Genomic DNA, 16,591 nt, shown 5'->3' with positions numbered 1-16,591 from the left:
CCTTGGCGGTCCTGTCGTCGGACGGCCGCCGCCCCGGCAGCACTTGCTTGGCCGGCATCTGTGATCTTCCCCTCCAACTCGTACGGGGCGAGCAGCCGGCCGGCCGGAGGGAACCCGCCCCTGGGTCGAGCCGGACCCCAGGGGTCGTTCCTAGGCCCGCTCGGAGGCCAGTTCGCGCACCGCGTCGGCGAACGCGTCCCCACGCTTGCCGTAGTTCGCGAACATGTCCATCGAGGCACAGGCAGGTGCCAGCAGAACCGTGTCGCCGGGCTCCGCGAGCCGGGCCGCTTCCCGGACCGCCGCGAGCATCGCCCCAGTGTCGGTCCGTTCGAGGTCCACGACAGGGACCTCCGGGGCGTGTCGCGCCAGTGCCTCGGCGATCAGAGCCCGGTCCGCGCCGATCAGTACGACGCCCCGCAGGCGCTTGGCCGCCTTCTGTACGAGCTCGTCGAAGGTCGCACCCTTGGCGAGGCCGCCGGCGATCCAGACGACCGGCTCGAAGGCCGCCAGGGAGGCTTCCGCGGCGTGGGTGTTGGTGGCCTTGGAGTCGTTCACGTAGGTGACCCCGCCCACCTCGTCCACGTGGCTGACCCGGTGGGCGTCCGGCCGGAAGTCGCGCAGTCCGTCGCGGACGGCGCGCGGCTCCACGCCGAAGGCGCGGGCCAGGGCCGCGGCGGCGAGGGCGTTGGCGATGTTGTGCGGGGCCGGCGGGTTGACGTCCGCGACCTCGGCGAGTTCCTGGGCGTTCTTCTGCCGGTTCTCCACGAAGGCGCGGTCGACGAGGATGCCGTCGACGACGCCGAACATGGAGGGTCCGGGGGCGCCGAGGGTGAAGCCGATGGCCCGGCAGCCCTCTTCGACGTCCGCCTCCACGACCAGGTCCTCGGTGGCCTTGTCCGCGGCGTTGTAGACGCAGGCGACCGTGTTGCCCTCGTAGATCCGGCCCTTGTCGGCGGCGTACGCCTCCATGGAGCCGTGCCAGTCGAGGTGGTCCGGGGCCAGGTTCAGGACGGCCGCGGAGTGGGGGCGCACCGAGGGCGCCCAGTGCAGCTGGTAGCTGGAGAGCTCGACGGCGAGTACGTCGTACTGCTCCTCGCCGAGCACCACGTCGATGATCGGGGTGCCGATGTTGCCGACGGCCGCGGTGCGCAGCCCGGCCGCCTTGAGGATCGAGGCGAGCATCTGGGTGGTGGTGGTCTTGCCGTTGGTTCCGGTGATCGCCAGCCAGGGGGCCGGTTCCCTGCGGGGCTCACCGGACCGGGCGGCGCGCTGGTCCTCGGCGACCTCGCGCAGCAGCCACGCGATCTCGACGTCGCCGACCACGTCCACGCCGGCCGCGGCGGCTGCCGCGAACAGCGGGCTGTCGGGCTTCCAGCCGGGCGAGGTGACCACGAGGTCGGTGCCCGCGGGCAGGGTCTGCGCGTCCGCGAGGCGTACGGAGATGCCCGCCGCGTCCAGTTCCGCGGCCCGCGCACGGTGGCCCTCGCTGTCGCCGCCGTCCACGACGGTGACGACCGCGCCGAGGCCGGCCAGGGCGCGGGCGGCACTGATGCCGCTCACGCCGAGGCCGGCGACGGTGATGTTCTTGCCGTGCCAGGCGGTCACTTGTCGGCTGCCCATCCCGCGTAGAAGACTCCGAGGCCCACGATCACGCACATGCCCTGGATGATCCAGAACCGGACGACGACCAGGACTTCGGACCACCCCTTGAGTTCGAAGTGGTGCTGCAGCGGTGCCATCCGGAAGACGCGCTTGCCGGTCAGCTTGAAGGAGCCGACCTGGATGACGACCGACATGGTGATCAGGACGAAGAGGCCGCCGAGGAGCGCCATCAGGAACTCCGTGCGGGAGCAGATCGCGAGGCCGGCGAGCGCGCCGCCGAGGGCCAGCGAACCGGTGTCGCCCATGAAGATCTTGGCGGGCGAGGTGTTCCACCACAGGAAGCCGAAGCAGGCGCCCATCAGGGCCGCCGCGACGACCGCGAGGTCCAGTGGGTCCCGTACCTCGAAACAGGCGGCCGGGTTGGTCAGGGTCTGCGCGTTGGCGCAGGACTCCTGGTACTGCCAGACGCCGATGAAGGTGTACGCGCCGAAGACCATCACGGCGGCGCCGGTGGCCAGGCCGTCGAGACCGTCGGTCAGGTTCACGCCGTTGGACATCGCCAGGATCATGAACAGCGCCCAGACCACGAACAGCACCGGTCCGATCGCCCAGCCGAAGTCCGTGACGAACGACAGCTTGGTGGAGGCCGGAGCGAGCCCGCGCGCGTCCTTGAACTGCAGCGCGAGCACCGCGAAGGCGATGCCGACGATCAGCTGGCCGGCCATCTTGGCCTTGGCGCGCAGACCGAGCGAACGCTGCTTGACGATCTTGATGTAGTCGTCGAGGAAGCCCACCACGCCCATGCCCGCCATCAGCATGAGGACGAGGAGGCCCGAGAAGGTCGGCTGGCTTCCGGTGATCACCTTGGTGAGGGCGTACGCGATCAGTGTGGCCAGGATGAAGGAGATGCCGCCCATGGTGGGCGTGCCCTTCTTCCCGGCGTGACCGCGCGGCCCGTCGTCCCGGATGAACTGGCCGTAGCCCTTGCGGGCCAGACCCTTGATCAGCAACGGAGTGCCGATGAGGGTGAGGAAGAGTCCGATGACTCCGGAGAACAGGATCTGCCTCATCGGCCGGCGACCTCGCCGTCGAGCAGGGCCTGGGCCACCCGCTCCAGACCGGCTGACCTGGAAGCCTTCACCAGCACGACGTCTCCCGGGCGCAGTTCACTGCGCAACAGGTCGACCGCCGCCTGCGCGTCGGACACGAGCACCGACTCCTCACCCCACGAACCCTCGTTATATGCACCCAGTTGCAGCCAGGAGGCTTCCCTGCCCCCGACCGCGACCAGCTTGCTCACGTTGAGCCGGACGACAAGCCGTCCGACCGCGTCGTGCTCGGCGAGCGCGTCGTCTCCGAGCTCGGCCATCGGGCCGAGCACCGCCCACGTGCGGCCCCCGTTCGCCTTGCCGGCACCGCCCATCGCGGCGAGTGCGCGCAGTGCGGCCCGCATGGACTCGGGGTTTGCGTTGTAGGCGTCGTTGACGATCGTCACGCCGTCCGCCCGCTCGGTGACCTCCATCCGCCACCGGGACAGGCTGCCCGCCCCGGAGAGCGCGATGGCGATCTCCTCGGCCGACATGCCCAGTACGTGGGCGACGGCGGCCGCGGCGAGCGCGTTCGACACGTGGTGCTCACCGTACAGCCGCAAGGTCACGTCGCTGCACCCGGTCGGTGTTCGCAATGTGAAGGAAGGCTGCCCCCGGTCCGTCATCCGGACTTCGGTGGCCCTGATGTCCGCGTCCTCGGCCTCGCCGAACAGCACCGTACGGGCCTTCGTGCGCCCGGCCATGGCACGAACCAGCAGGTCATCGGCGTTGAGGACGGCGATGCCGCCCTCCGCCTCGGACGGCAGGGCCTCGACGAGCTCGCCCTTGGCCTGCGCGATCTGCTCCCGGCCGCCGAACTCTCCGATGTGCGCGGTGCCTACGTTGAGGACCAGGCCGATGCGCGGGGGCGTCAGGCCGGTGAGGTAGGCGATGTGGCCGATGCCGCGGGCGCCCATCTCCAGGACCAGGTGCTGCGTGTCCTCGGTGACCCTCAGCGTCGTGATCGGCAGGCCGATCTCGTTGTTGAGGTTCCCCGGGGTCCACACGGTCGGCGCGTGGTGCTGCAGGACCTGGGCGATCAGGTCCTTGGTGGAGGTCTTGCCGGCGGAGCCGGTGAGGGCCACGACGTCGGTGCCCAGGCGTTCGACGACGGCTCGGGCGAGCGCGCCGAGGGCGGCCACCACGTCGGGGACGACGATGGCCGGGACTCCGACGGGCCGGGTGGCGAGAACGGCCACCGCTCCGGCGGCCAGGGCGCGTTCGGCATAGTCGTGGCCGTCCACCCGCTCGCCGACGAAGGCGGCGAACAGGCTGCCGGCCTCGACCTCGCGGGAGTCGTAGACCACGGGGCCGGTGACCATGACGGACGGATCCGGTATGTCGTGGGGCTGCCCGCCGGTGATGTCGGCGATCTCGGCGAGGGAAAGGGCGATCACTGGTTGACCTCGGCCTGTCGGGGACGCTGGCGTGCTTGGGTCTCGATGGCCGCGCGCAGGACCGCGCGGTCGTCGAAGGGGCGTACGACGCCCGCGGTGTCCTGGCCCTGCTCGTGGCCCTTGCCGGCCACCAGCACGGTGTCTCCCGCCTCGGCGCGCGCGACGACGGCGGCGATGGCCGCCGCCCGGTCGGCGTCGACGAGGACGGTGCCCCGCTCGGCGGGCGGCACGGACACGGCGCCGCGGAACATCGCGGCGAGGATCACGAGGGGGTCCTCGGAGCGCGGGTTGTCGGAGGTCAGTACGGCGGTGTCGGCGAACCGGGCGGCCGCCGCGCCCATCGGGGCCCGCTTGGTGGTGTCGCGGTCGCCGCCGCAGCCGATGACCACGTGCAGCTTGCCGGTGGTGACCTCGCGCAGGGCCCGCAGGACCGATTCGACGGCGTCCGTCTTGTGCGCGTAGTCCACGACGGCCAGGTACGGCTGTCCCGCGTCGACGCGCTCCAGCCGTCCGGGCACCCCGGGGACCGCGGCGACGCCGTCGGCGGCGGTCTGCGGGTCGAGGCCGGCGGCGGCGAGCGTGACGACCGCGGCGACGGTGTTGGCCACGTTGAACGGGCCGGGCAGCGGGGCGGTGGCCGTGACCCGCTCGCCCGCGGGACCCACCAGGGTCAGGGTCGAGTCCATGTGGCGCGAGACCACGTCCTCGGCGCGCCAGTCGGCGGCCGGGTCGCCCGCGGCGGAGAAGGTCACGACCGGGATCGGCGACTCCTTGGCCAGGCGGCGGCCGTACTCGTCGTCGATGTTGACCACGCCGAGGCGGGCGCGGCGCTCGGTGAAGAGCTGCGCTTTGGCCTGGAAGTAGTCCTCCATGTCGGAGTGGAACTCCATGTGCTCCGGGCTCAGGTTGTTGAAGACGGCCACGTCGAAGACGCAGCCGTCGACCCGGCCGAGCACCAGGGCGTGGCTGGAGACCTCCATGGCGACCGCCTCGACGCCGCGTTCGCGCATGACCGCGAAGAGCGCCTGCAGGTCGGTGGCCTCGGGGGTGGTGCGCTCGGACTTGATGCGCTCGTCGCCGACGCGCATCTCGACGGTGCCGATGAGCCCCGTCTTGCGTCCGCCGCCGCGCAGTCCGCCCTCGACGAGGTACGCCGTGGTGGTCTTGCCGGAGGTGCCGGTGATGCCGATCTGGAGCAGGGCCTCGCCCGGCCTTCCGTAGACCGCGGCGGCCAGTTCTCCCATCCGGCCGCGCGGTTCGGCGACGGCGAGGACCGGGAGTCCGGTGGCCGCGGCGCGCTCCGCGCCGGCCGGATCGGTCAGCACGGCGGCGGCGCCGAGGGCGGCCGCCTGCGCGGCGAAGTCCGCGCCGTGCAGCTTGGCGCCCGGCAGGGCCGCGTACAGGTCTCCGGGGCGCACGGCACGGGAATCGTGCGTGATGCCGGTGATCCGCGTCTGCGCGCCGGGGACTTCCACTCCCAGCAGTTCCGCCAGCTCGCCGAGGGGGGTCGGGCGGACGGACAGGGGCCGTGGCGCTCCCGGCGGCGCTGCCGGTGCGTCGTTCTGGGTGGTTCTGGGCTGATCAGCGTGGGGCACGGCGGTGAGCGTACCGGGCCCGGCGGGCCGCTCGCGAAGCGAGGGCCCGGCCTCGGGGGCGACGGACGCGTGGTTCCCGGATTCGGGGGTGATCGTTGTCACTGATGGTGCCTCACGCTTTTCTGGGGCGGGCCGGCCGGGACGGCGGTCACTGACCCGGCTGCGGGCTCGGCTGGGGGCCGGGCTGCGCGCCGGGTTCGTAGGTGACCGGGAGTCCGGCGGGGGCGGTTCCGGTGGGAGCGACCTGGAGGGTTTTGAGGGCGAACTCCATGACCTTCTTGTAGATGGGCCCGCAGATCTGGCCACCGAAGTAACTGCCCTTGGTGGGGTTCTGGATGGCGCAGTACACGGTGATGCGGGGGTTGTCCGCAGGTGCGAAGCCCGCGAACGAGGCGGTGTAGCCCTTGTAGCGGCCGGTGGCCGGATCCACCCGGTTGGAGGTGCCGGTCTTGCCGCCGACCCGGTAGCCGGGAATGCGGGCCTTGGTGCCGGTGCCCTCCTGGTCGTCGACCACCGACTCCAGCATTTCCGCGAGGGTCTTGGCGGTCTCCTTGCTGACCACCTGGTTCTTCGCGGGCGCCGGGGCCGGGGTGAAGCGGCCGTCGGGGCCCCTGGTGCCGCGCACCAGGGTCGGGGCGATGCGGACCCCGTCGTTGGCGATCGTGGAGTACACGGAGGCCGCCTGCATGGCGTTGAGGGACAGGCCCTGGCCGAAGGGGATCGTGTACTGCTGGGAAGTGGACCACTTCCCAGGCGGGGCGAGGATGCCGCGGGACTCGCCGGGGTAGTTCAGGCCGGTGGGCCGGCCGATGCCGAACTTGTCCAGGTACGAGAACAGGACCTTGTTGGACTCGGACTGCGTCGGACCGAGCTGGCCGGTGGCCAGGATCGTGCCGATGTTGGAGGACTTGGCCAGGACCCCGTTGAGGGTCAGGTACCAGGTCGGGTGGTCGATGTCGTCCTTGAAGAGCCGGTCGCCGCGGTGCAGCCGGTTGGGGACCTCGACGTGGGTGTCGGGCCTGGCCTTCTTCTCCTCCAGTACGGCGGCCATCGACATCACCTTGGCGGTGGAGCCGGGCTCGTACACGTCCTGGAGCGCTGCGTTGCCCATGGCGGCGGAGCTGGCCTTGGACAGGTCGTTGGGGTCGAAGCCGGGGGCGTTGGCCATGGCGAGGACCTCGCCGGTGCGGGTGTCCTGGACGATGACGTACCCGCGGTCGGCCTCCGACTTGGCGACCTGCTCGGTGATGGCGCTCTGCGCGGCCCACTGGATGTCGCGGTCGATGGTCAGTTCGATGTCCTCGCCGGGCACGGCGGGCTTCTCGCTGGACCCGGCGGTCGGCACGCGGCGGCCGCCCGACTGGGCGTACGTGAGCTCGCCGTCCTTGCCGGCCAGCTTCTTGTCGAGGGAGGACTCCAGGCCGCCGCCGCCCTTGCCCTCGGCGTTGACGTAACCCAGTATCCCGGCGGCGAGGTCGCCGTTCGGGTACACGCGCTTGCTGCTGTTCTCGTTGAACACCCCGGCCAGGACGTTGGCGCCGGGGCCGTTGTTCTTCTTGTCCGCGGTCGCCTTCTCGGCGAAGACCTTCTTGAGGTCCTTGATCTGGTTCCAGACCTGGGGGGTCTGGCGGCGGGCGAGGACGACGTAACGGGTGTTCTTCGTCTTCAGCCGCTGGGTGAGCTCCTTGGCGTCCTTGCCGAGGATCGGCGCGAGGAGGGCGGCCGCCTGCTCGGGGGCGTCGGGGGCCTTGCTCTCCTGCACGGTGAACATGTGCGGGTCCGCGGTGATGTCGTACGCGTCCACGCTGGTGGCCAGCGCGACGCCCTTGCGGTCGGTGATCTCCCCGCGCTCGGCGGCCAGGGTGTAGCTGGCGAAGCGGTTCTCCGAGGCCTTGGCGGAGTACGCGGACGCGTCGACGGCCTGCACCTGGAGCAGGCGTACGGCGAACGCCAGCATCACCAGCGTCAGCCCGACGCTGACCAGCCGCAGGCGGGGCTTGGGGGCGCCGAGCCGGATCGTGTGCGGTTTCCTCGCGGGGGCGGGGCGGCGGGGGGCGGGCCTTGCCCCGCCCGGCCGGGCCGTGGCCCGCGCCCGGTCCCCGGCGGGCCGGGGGCGCCCGGGCCCCGGCACCCGCCGGCGCGGCGGCTCCTGCGGGCTCATGCGGCGCTCCCGTGGGCGTGGACGTGGGCGTGCGCGAAGCCGGCCTGCGCCGGAGCCCCTGGGGCTCCGCCCCGGACCCCGCTCCTCAAACGCCGGAGGGGCTGGATCTCGGCCGGCCTCGGCCCACACGCGAACGCGGCGGGGCCGGTACATCCAGCCCCTCCGGCGCTTGAGGAACGGGGGTCCGGGAGCTGGCCCCCGGGAACGGCGCCGCACGCGGCAACGGGTCCGGGGCGGAGCTCCCGGGACACCCCCAGCCCGTCCGGCGCTTGAGGACCCGGTCCGGGCAGGCCCGGGGAACGGTGGAAGGGCGGGTAGGGGACCGGCCCCGCAGGGGTACGCGTCACGACGTCACCGTCCAGGGGTCTGGGAGGGCTGGGGGGCGCCGCCCGACGGCGCGGTGGAGGGGGCGGGAGCGGCCGCTCCCGAGGGAGCCGGGGAGGCCGGAGCCGGGGAGCCGGCCGGGCTCGGCACGGCTGCGGCCGGGGACGCCGAGAGGGGCGGCGCGGACGCCGGCGGCGAGGGGGGCGGCGGCTCGGCGGCCGGCGACGCGGTCCCGGCGACCTTGCCGTCGGGACCGATGAAGACCGGGCTGCCGCCGGGCACCAGCCCCAGCTCGTGCGCCCGCCGCTGCAACGCGTCGGGCGCCGAATAGCCGTCCACGTCCCGCTGCAGCGCCTGCTCCTCGTCCGTGAGCACGGTGGTCTCCTTCTTCAGCTTGCTCAGCTGGAAGGAGCCCTGGTTCAGCGCCGAGTTCAGCAGCAGCAGGCTGATCAGCCCGCCGCCGAGCAGCGCCACGACCAGCAGGACGAACGGGGTCCGCGCCGCCTGTCCGGCGACCGGTCCCCCCAGCACCCGCCCCAGGCGTTTCACAGCCGCGCCTCCCGGATGCGCTCCACCCCGCGGCAGCGGGCCGGCGCCGCACGCCGGTTCTCCGCGATCTCCTCCTCCGTGGGCAGCTCCGCACCGCGCGTCAGCAGCTTCAGCTTCGGCTGGTACTTCTCCGGTACGACCGGCAGCCCGGGCGGGGCCGTCGAGGTCGCGCCGGCGGCGAAGACCTGCTTGACGAGGCGGTCCTCCAGCGACTGGTAGGAGAGCACCACGATCCGGCCGCCGACCGCGATCCGGTCCACGGCCGCGGGGATGGCCTGCTCCAGCCCGGACAGCTCGCCGTTGACCTCGATGCGCAGCGCCTGGAAGGTGCGCTTGGCCGGGTTGCCTCCGGTCCGCTTCGCGGCCTGCGGCAGGGAGTCGCGGATCAGTTCGACGAGGCGGGCGCTGTTGGTGAAGGGGTTCTTGTCCCGCTCGCGCACCACCGCGGACACGATCCGCTTGGCCTGCTTCTCCTCGCCGTACTGGCGCAGGATCCGGACCAGCTCGCCGGGGGCGTAGGTGTTGAGGACCTCGGCCGCGCTGATGCCCGTCGTCTGGTCCATCCGCATGTCGAGCGGGGCGTCCTGGGCGTAGGCGAAGCCGCGGTCGGCCTCGTCCAGCTGCATGGAGGAGACTCCGAGGTCGAAGAGGATGCCCTGCACGGTGGGGATGCGCAGGCCGTCCAGTACCTCGGCGAGGTCGGCGTAGATGGCGTGGACGAGGGTGACCCGGTCGCCGAAGGGCGCCAGGCGCTCCCCGGAGAGGCGCAGGGCTTCCTTGTCGCGGTCGAGGCCGATCAGGTGGGCCTCGGGGAACCGGGTGAGCAGGGCCTCGCTGTGGCCGCCGAGGCCGAGGGTGCAGTCGACGACGACGGCCCCGGGCCTCTCCAGTGCCGGGGCCAACAGGTCCAGGCACCGCTGGAGCATCACCGGGACGTGTCGGGACTCGCTAGTCAAAGCGCCCTCTCAGATAACGGCGCGGCAGGCATACGCCGCGCCGCGCACGCGGAGTCTTACCAAAGGGCCGGGCGGCCGGTCAGGGCCGGGCTCCGGCCGGTTCGCGTCACTTTAGTGCAACGGTCGCCGCGGTCAACGAACCGCCCCGCGCGCCGTGCGCCCCGCTGCGACCGAAGCGGCAAATGCCGCGAATCACCCGGACGGCCGCGTGCGCCTCACCCCTGTGGGTTAGCTCACAACAGGACTTGGTGACCTTCTTTGTCCACCCTCACTCGATGCTCACACGCCCTGTGACCATTAACGTCGTATCCATGACGACTTCCGTACCCCTGCCTGCCGCCTCCGCACCCAAGGCTGCCGAGGAGCTCACCGTCACCGACCGCCTGGTCGACTCGAACCGCGCCTACGCCGCGAAGTTCGCCGACCCCGGCATGGACGCCCGTCCGGTCCTCCAGGTGGCCGTCGTGGCCTGTATGGACGCCCGCCTCGACCTGCACGCCGCCCTCGGCCTGGAGCTGGGCGACTGCCACACGATCCGCAACGCCGGCGGGGTGGTCACCGACGACACCATCCGCTCCCTCACCATCAGCCAGCGGGCGCTCGGCACCCGCACGGTGATACTCATCCACCACACCGGATGCGGTCTCGAAAGCCTGACCGAGGACTTCCGGCACGAGCTGGAGGACGAGGTCGGCCAGCGCCCCGCCTGGGCGGTGGAGGCCTTCCGTGACGTGGACCAGGACGTCCGCCAGTCCATGCAGCGGGTTCGCACGAACCCCTTCCTGCCCCACAAGGACGATGTGCGAGGCTTCGTCTTCGACGTGCACACCGGGCTCCTGCGGGAGATCGATCCCACCTCTTGAGTGACACCAGGGCCAAGGGCCGTCAAGAATGCGGGGAGACGTCGCCCGGAAACACTTCCGGGCCGGTGATCGCGTTTCGACGTTGTTTGATTGCTCGCGGTTTCTGAGGTGTTTCGGGGTGGGCCGGTCATGCGCCATGGGGCGCCGGCCCTGGGAAAGGGTCGAGGAGAACCAGGTGACCACGTATGACGACCGAGCGAGCCTCGCGGATCTGACCAGCACGGCGCAGCAGGTGCGGGAGTCGATCGAAAGCGTGATCGAGGGCAAGCCGGAAGTGGTTCGCCTCGCGCTGACCGTCCTGCTCGCCGAGGGCCACCTGCTGATCGAGGACGTTCCCGGCGTCGGCAAGACGATGCTGGCCAAGGCGCTCGCCAAGTCCATCGACTGCTCGGTCCAGCGGATCCAGTTCACTCCGGACCTGCTGCCCTCGGACATCACCGGCGTCAGCATCTACGACCAGCAGCGCCGGGAGTTCGAGTTCAAGCCGGGTGCGATCTTCGCCCAGATCGTCATCGGCGACGAGATCAACCGCGCCTCCCCCAAGACCCAGTCCGCGCTGCTGGAGTCGATGGAGGAGCGCCAGGTCACCATCGACGGCACCACCTACACGCTGCCGAGCCCCTTCATGGTGGTCGCCACCCAGAACCCGGTGGAGATGGAGGGCACCTACCCCCTCCCCGAGGCCCAGCGCGACCGCTTCATGGCCCGGGTTTCGGTGGGCTACCCCAGCCCCGAGGCCGAGCTCCGGATGCTCGACGTGCACGGCGGGCTCTCCCCGCTCGACGATCTGACGGCGGTCGCGCACGCCCACGACATCGGCAAGCTCATCGAAGCCGTCCGCGAGGTGTACGTGGCCGCGCCCGTCCGGCGCTACGTCGTCGACCTGGTCTCCGCCACCCGCAGCCACCCGGACCTGCGCCTGGGCGCCTCGCCCCGCGCCACCCTGCACCTGCTGCGGGCCGTGAAGGCCTCCGCCGCGCTGGCCGGCCGGGACTACGTCCTGCCCGACGACGTCCAGGCCCTGGCCGGACCGGTGCTCGCGCACCGGCTGCTGCCCACCGCGCAGGCCCAGCTGAGCCGGCGCACCGCCGAGCAGGTCGTCACCGACATCCTCCAGCGCACCCCCGTACCGGCCGCGCCCTCGCGCGGCGAGATCCCGCCCGGCGCGGGCATCCGGGGCTTCTGATGAGCGCCGGCGCCCCGCACGGCGCGGGCGGCGGCCGGGGTCCGCAGGATGGTGGCGGGCTGCGCGCGTCGCTGTCCGGGCTGACCACCCGCGGCCGGTCCTTCCTTGCCGCCGGGATCGCCGCCGGGCTGTGCGCGTACGTCCTCGGGCAGTCCGAGCTGCTCCGGGTCGGGCTACTGCTCGCCGTGCTGCCGCTGCTCTGCGTCCTGGCCCTGCACCGCACCCGCCACCGGGTCTCCGGCACCCGCCGGCTGACCCCGATGCGGGTGCCCGCCGGCTCCGAGGCCCGGGTGCAGCTGCGGCTCGACAACACCTCCCGGATGCCGACCGGGCTGCTGATGCTCCAGGACCGGGTGCCGTACGTACTGGGGCCCCGGCCGCGCTTCGTCCTGGACCGGGTGGAGCCGGGCGGCCGCCGCGAGGTCTCGTACCGGGTCCGCTCCGATCTGCGCGGCCGCTACCCGCTGGGCCCGCTCCAGCTGCGCCTCACCGACCCCTTCGGGCTGGTCGAGCTGACCCGCTCCTTCTCCGCCTACGACACCCTCACCGTCATCCCGCGCACCGAGGCACTGCCCCTGGTCCGCTTCACCGGCGAGTCCTCCGGCTACGGCGACGGCAGCCGCCGCTCGCTGGCCCTGGCGGGCGAGGACGACGTGATCCCGCGCGGCTACCGGCGCGGCGACGACCTGCGCCGCGTGCACTGGCGCTCCACGGCCCGCTACGGCGAGCTGATGGTGCGCCGCGAGGAGCAGCCGCAGCGCAGCCGGGCCACCGTCGTACTGGACACCCGGCGCCTCGCCTACGAGGGCGCCGGCCCCGACTCGGCCTTCGAATGGGCCGTCTCCGCCGCCGCGTCGACCCTCGTGCACCTGCTGGAGCAGGGCTTCTCGGTGCGACTGCTGACCGACACCGGGGACTGCGTGCCCCGCGAGGGCGGCGGCTTCACCTCCGGCGGGCAGGAGTCCGCGGAGGCGGCGGGGCTGCTGATGGACACCCTCGCGGTGATCGGCCACTCCGACGGCGCGGGCCTTTCGCGGGCCTGCGACGCGGTACGGAGCAACGGCGCCGGCAGCGGCCTCGGCGGAGCGGGCGGGGACGGGCTCCTCATCGCCTTCTTCGGAGACCTGGACGACGTACAGACGGGACTGGCGGCCAAGATGTGCCGCCGCGGAGGCGGCGCCGTGGCCTTCGTACTGGACTCCGCGGACTGGTCCGGGCGTCCGCAGGGGCTGGCTTCGGTGCTGTCAGTGATGTCGGGGGGAGTGCCTCCGCTGGAGGAGCGCCTGGGCGGGCTGCGCGACGCGGGCTGGACGGCTCTGGCCGCCCCGCCCGGTGTGGCCTTCGGGGAGCTGTGGCGACAGGCGGGCAACGCGCCGATCGGCACGGCGGGCGGTTCGGGTTCGGCGGGGGGCTGGGGATGAGCGGGCGGGCGAGACTGACGGTCTTCGCGGCTCTGGCGACGCTGTTCACCGCCTGGTCGCTGAACCCGCTGGTGGAATCGGGCGGCTGGCTGCCGCAGGCGGCGCTGCTGCTGGCGCTGCAGAGCGCGGTGGGCGCGGGTGCGCGGCGGGTGCCGCTGGCCCGGACGCTGACCGTGGCGGCGCAGGTGTTCGTATCGCTGCTGGCGCTGATGCTGCTGTTCGGCGGGAAGGGCCAGTCCGCCGCCGGCGACGGGCTGCTGGGCTATCTCGTGACGGACTTCGGCGCGCTGCTGCGCCAGGGCGTGCAGGACGTGAACGAGTTCTCGATGCCGGCGCCGCTGACGGACGGGATCCGGCTGCTGCTGGTGTCCGGGGTGCTGCTGATCGGGCTACTGGTGGACCTGCTGGCGGTGACCGTACGCACGGCCGCCGCGGCCGGGCTGCCGCTGCTCGCGCTGTACTCGGTGGCGGCGGGCCTGTCGGGCGCGGCCACCGGCTCCGGCGCCTCCTGGGTCTCCTTCCTGCTGGCCGGTACCGGCTACCTCCTGCTGCTGCTCTCCGAGGGCCGCGACCGGCTCGCGCAGTGGGGGCGGGTCTTCGGCTCGGCCCCGCGCAGCAAGGTGGCGGCCGGTTACTCGGGCGGCGGACAGGCGCTCGCCCCGGTCCGCACCGGGCGCCGGATCGGCGCGGTCGCGCTGGGTCTGGCGCTGGCGGTGCCGGCGGTGCTGCCCTCGCTGGGCAGCGGAGTGCTGGGCCCGGGCGGCGGCGCGGGCGAGGGCGAGGGCAACGGCCTCGGCCCCTCGATCCAGGCGGTCAACCCGCTGGTCTCCCTGCAGAGCAGTCTGAACACCCAGGACAACCGGGTGGTGCTGCGGTACCGCACGGACAGCCCGCAGCTCAGCGAGCAGTACCTGCGGATCCTGGCGCTGGACGAGTTCAACGGCATCAAGTGGGAGGCCTCGGGGCGGGCCCTGACGGACGTCCCGAAGCGGATGCCGAACCCGCCCGGGGTGAGCGAGCGCGTGCTGGACGGCGCGACCGAGGTGCAGACCTTCATCTCCTCGGCGCAGACGTACGCGCAGCGCTACCTGCCGATGCCGTATCCGGCGACGGGCGTGGACATCGCCGGGAAGTGGCGCTTCGAGCCCGCCGGGCGGACGCTCGTCGGGGACCAGCTGGGCAAGGACAAGTTCCAGAACGCCCAGGGCGTGCAGTACTCGGTGCGCAGCCTGCTGCTGAATCCGACGGCCGAGCAGCTGCGCAGGGCGCCGGCGGCGAACCCCGAGATCGCGACCGAGTACACGAAAGTGCCGGACAACCTGCCGGAGATCGTCGTCAAGACGGCCCGCGAGGTGACGCGCGGCACGAAGGACGACTACTCGGCGGCGGTCAAGCTCCAGGACTACTTCGCGGTGAGCGGCGGGTTCCGCTACGACACGAAGGTGTCCTCGGGTACGGGTTCTCAGGCCATCGCCAAGTTCCTCGCCGACAAGGAGGGCTTCTGCGTCCACTTCGCCTTCTCGATGGCCTCGATGGCGCGCACCCTCGGCATCCCGGCGCGGGTCGCGGTCGGGTTCACGCCCGGGGTGAAGCAGTCCGACGGCGTCGTCAACGTCTCGATGCGGGACGCGCACGCCTGGCCGGAGCTGTACTTCGAGGGCGTGGGCTGGACCCGCTTCGAGCCGACGCCCCGGTCGGGCATCACGGTGCCGGACTACAGCCGGCCCGCCACCCCGGACACCGGGCCGAGCGCTCCGACGGTGGCCCCGTCCACGAGTGCGGCGCAGCCTTCGGCCGGGCCCTCGACGGCGGACGACTGCCCCGCGGACCAGAAGAAGCTGGGCGAGTGCGGTCCGGCCGCGGCGCAGCGGAACACGGGCGCGGGGGCCGACGGCTCCTCGGCGGGCACGGTCCTGGCCTGGACGGCCGCCTGCATCCTGCTGCTCGCCCTGCCGCTCCTGCCGGTCCTGTGGCGCGGACGGCTGCGGGCGCGGCGGCTCGGCTCGGGACAGGTCCTGGCCGCCTGGCGGGAGCTGGGCGACGCGGCGTGGGATGTCGGGATCGTCCCGGACGGGGCGCTGTCGCCCCGGGGGGCTGCGGACCGGGTGGTGTCCCTGGGCCGGCTGGACGCGGAGGCGGCCGATGCCGTACGCCGGGTCGCGGGTGCGGTGGAGCGGGAACTGTACGCACCGCCGGGCGCGGAGCCCCCTTACGGGGAGCTGGCCAAGGACGTGGGGCTGGCCCGGTCGGGGCTCCTCGCGGTGCTCTCCCGTACGGCCCGGCTGCGGGCGCTGTTCCTCCCCCGGTCGGCGGCTCGCGTGCGCTGGGCCGCCTCGGCCCGGTGGGCGGCGCTGACCGACCGCGCGGCCTCGGCCGCGGCCCGGCTGCGCACCCGGATCCCGCTGCGCGGGCGCGGCTGACGGCGGGTGGCGGCGGCCCTGCGGGGCTGTCCCCTACCCGCCCCGCGCAGCGGTACACCCGCAGCCGGGGTCGGGCTTCGTACCCGGGACGGGAAAAGGCCGAGGCCGGGGCTCGATCCCCCCGAGCCCCGGCCTCGGCCGTGTTCCCACCCCGTCGGCCAGAGAGACCCGGTCCGCACCTGCCGCCCCGTGTCGGCGGTGCGAGCCGGGTCCCTGTCCGTGACCCCCAGTCTGGCCTGCCGGCAAGCCGCGCCCATCCGCGCAGATACTCATTTCCGCGCCTAGGTACGGATACTCACCCGCCCCACCAGTTCTACGCGGCCCCACCACCCCCGCGGCACCGCCGATCGGGGGTCACCCACCGGTGGAACCGGACTAGCGGTTCCCGCTCACCCGGCCCCGCAGCAGCAGCGACAGCGCCGAGTGCACGTCGTCCAGCGACCGCTCGCTCTGAAAGGACTGCCAGTCCAGAGCCGCCACCAGGACCATCCCCACCATCGCCGCGGCCGTCAGCGGCACGTCGATCTCCGCGCTGAGCTCACCGCGCTCCACGCCCTCGCGGAGCACCGTCTCGACGACGGCGACGGCCTCGCGCCGGACGACCATCAGGGTGGACTGCCAGGTCCGGTTGGTGCGCCACAGCTCGGCGACGTAGAGCTGGGTGAAGGCGGGGTACCGGTCGATGAAGACCAGTCCGGCCCGGATCATCTCGTCGAGTGCCTCGACCCGGGTCCCGCCCCTGGCCTCGGTCGTTTCCGCCGCCGTCCGCAGGGACTCGGTCAGGAGTCCGACGCCGTGCCGCAGCAGCTCCTCGAAGAGGTCGTTCTTGCTGGCGAAGTTGTAGTAGACGGTGCCCTTCGCCACCCCCGCCCGCTCGGCGATCTCGTCGACCGTGGTCGCGGAGAAACCCTGCTCCGCTATGAGGGTGACGGCCGCTTCGTAGAGCTTCTGCCGTGTGGCCTGGCGGCGGCCGCCGCCCCCGGCCGTACCGGTGCTGCTGCTTTCCATGGCGCTGATTCTCACAGGTCA

Annotated in this window: 12 protein-coding genes; 4 read left to right on the top strand and 8 right to left on the bottom strand. The window is 72.7% G+C overall.

What is annotated here, in order from left to right:
- Window positions 1–150 precede the first annotated feature (150 nt).
- From murD to rsmH, 7 genes are all read right to left on the bottom strand, one after another.
- Window positions 151–1,620, bottom strand: coding sequence for a UDP-N-acetylmuramoyl-L-alanine--D-glutamate ligase (gene murD, locus OG276_RS27875; RefSeq protein ID WP_266909439.1), 1,470 nt, complete (start codon window positions 1,618–1,620; stop codon window positions 151–153).
- Window positions 1,602–2,672, bottom strand: coding sequence for a phospho-N-acetylmuramoyl-pentapeptide-transferase (gene mraY, locus OG276_RS27870; protein ID WP_266909437.1), 1,071 nt, complete (start codon window positions 2,670–2,672; stop codon window positions 1,602–1,604). Before mraY ends, murD begins: the two co-directional genes overlap by 19 nt.
- Window positions 2,669–4,087, bottom strand: coding sequence for a UDP-N-acetylmuramoyl-tripeptide--D-alanyl-D-alanine ligase (murF, locus tag OG276_RS27865; protein WP_266909436.1), 1,419 nt, complete (start codon window positions 4,085–4,087; stop codon window positions 2,669–2,671). Before murF ends, mraY begins: the two co-directional genes overlap by 4 nt.
- Window positions 4,084–5,784: a UDP-N-acetylmuramoyl-L-alanyl-D-glutamate--2,6-diaminopimelate ligase gene (locus OG276_RS27860; protein ID WP_266909435.1), complete on the bottom strand. Its 1,701-nt coding sequence runs from the start codon at window positions 5,782–5,784 to the stop codon at window positions 4,084–4,086. Before OG276_RS27860 ends, murF begins: the two co-directional genes overlap by 4 nt.
- A 46-nt stretch (window positions 5,785–5,830) precedes the next feature.
- The gene (locus tag OG276_RS27855; protein WP_266909434.1) at window positions 5,831–7,843 is read right to left on the bottom strand and encodes a penicillin-binding protein 2; all 2,013 of its coding nucleotides are present in this window, start codon (window positions 7,841–7,843) and stop codon (window positions 5,831–5,833) included.
- 351 nt (window positions 7,844–8,194) lie between these two features.
- A complete protein-coding gene (locus OG276_RS27850) occupies window positions 8,195–8,716 on the bottom strand; it encodes a hypothetical protein (RefSeq protein ID WP_266909433.1) in 522 nt (173 codons plus the stop codon).
- Window positions 8,713–9,672, bottom strand: coding sequence for a 16S rRNA (cytosine(1402)-N(4))-methyltransferase RsmH (rsmH, locus tag OG276_RS27845; protein WP_266909432.1), 960 nt, complete (start codon window positions 9,670–9,672; stop codon window positions 8,713–8,715). The genes OG276_RS27850 and rsmH overlap by 4 nt, the downstream gene beginning before the upstream one ends.
- 311 nt (window positions 9,673–9,983) lie before the next feature.
- Between rsmH and OG276_RS27840 the strand changes: the two genes are divergently transcribed.
- The 4 genes from OG276_RS27840 (at window position 9,984) to OG276_RS27825 (ending at window position 15,562) form a co-directional block, all read left to right on the top strand.
- On the top strand, window positions 9,984–10,535 hold the full coding sequence (locus tag OG276_RS27840; protein ID WP_266909431.1) for a carbonic anhydrase: 552 nt from the start codon (window positions 9,984–9,986) through the stop codon (window positions 10,533–10,535).
- A gap of 175 nt (window positions 10,536–10,710) precedes the next feature.
- Window positions 10,711–11,721: a MoxR family ATPase gene (locus OG276_RS27835; protein WP_266909430.1), complete on the top strand. Its 1,011-nt coding sequence runs from the start codon at window positions 10,711–10,713 to the stop codon at window positions 11,719–11,721.
- A complete protein-coding gene (locus OG276_RS27830) occupies window positions 11,721–13,142 on the top strand; it encodes a DUF58 domain-containing protein (RefSeq protein WP_266909429.1) in 1,422 nt (473 codons plus the stop codon). Before OG276_RS27835 ends, OG276_RS27830 begins: the two co-directional genes overlap by 1 nt.
- Window positions 13,139–15,562, top strand: a complete 2,424-nt coding sequence (locus OG276_RS27825) for a DUF3488 and transglutaminase-like domain-containing protein (protein WP_266909428.1) — start codon at window positions 13,139–13,141, stop codon at window positions 15,560–15,562. The genes OG276_RS27830 and OG276_RS27825 overlap by 4 nt, the downstream gene beginning before the upstream one ends.
- A 375-nt stretch (window positions 15,563–15,937) precedes the next feature.
- Here the strand turns inward: OG276_RS27825 and OG276_RS27820 are convergent, their stop codons facing one another.
- Complete coding sequence (locus OG276_RS27820) at window positions 15,938–16,570, bottom strand: TetR/AcrR family transcriptional regulator (RefSeq protein ID WP_266909427.1); 633 nt, start codon at window positions 16,568–16,570, stop codon at window positions 15,938–15,940.
- Window positions 16,571–16,591 lie beyond the last annotated feature (21 nt).

The sequence above is a fragment of the Streptomyces sp. NBC_00086 genome (assembly GCF_026343255.1).
Classification (GTDB): Bacteria; Actinomycetota; Actinomycetes; order Streptomycetales; family Streptomycetaceae; genus Streptomyces.
The sequence above is the reverse complement of the archived record's forward strand: the minus strand, read 5'-3'. Positions and strand labels throughout refer to the sequence as shown.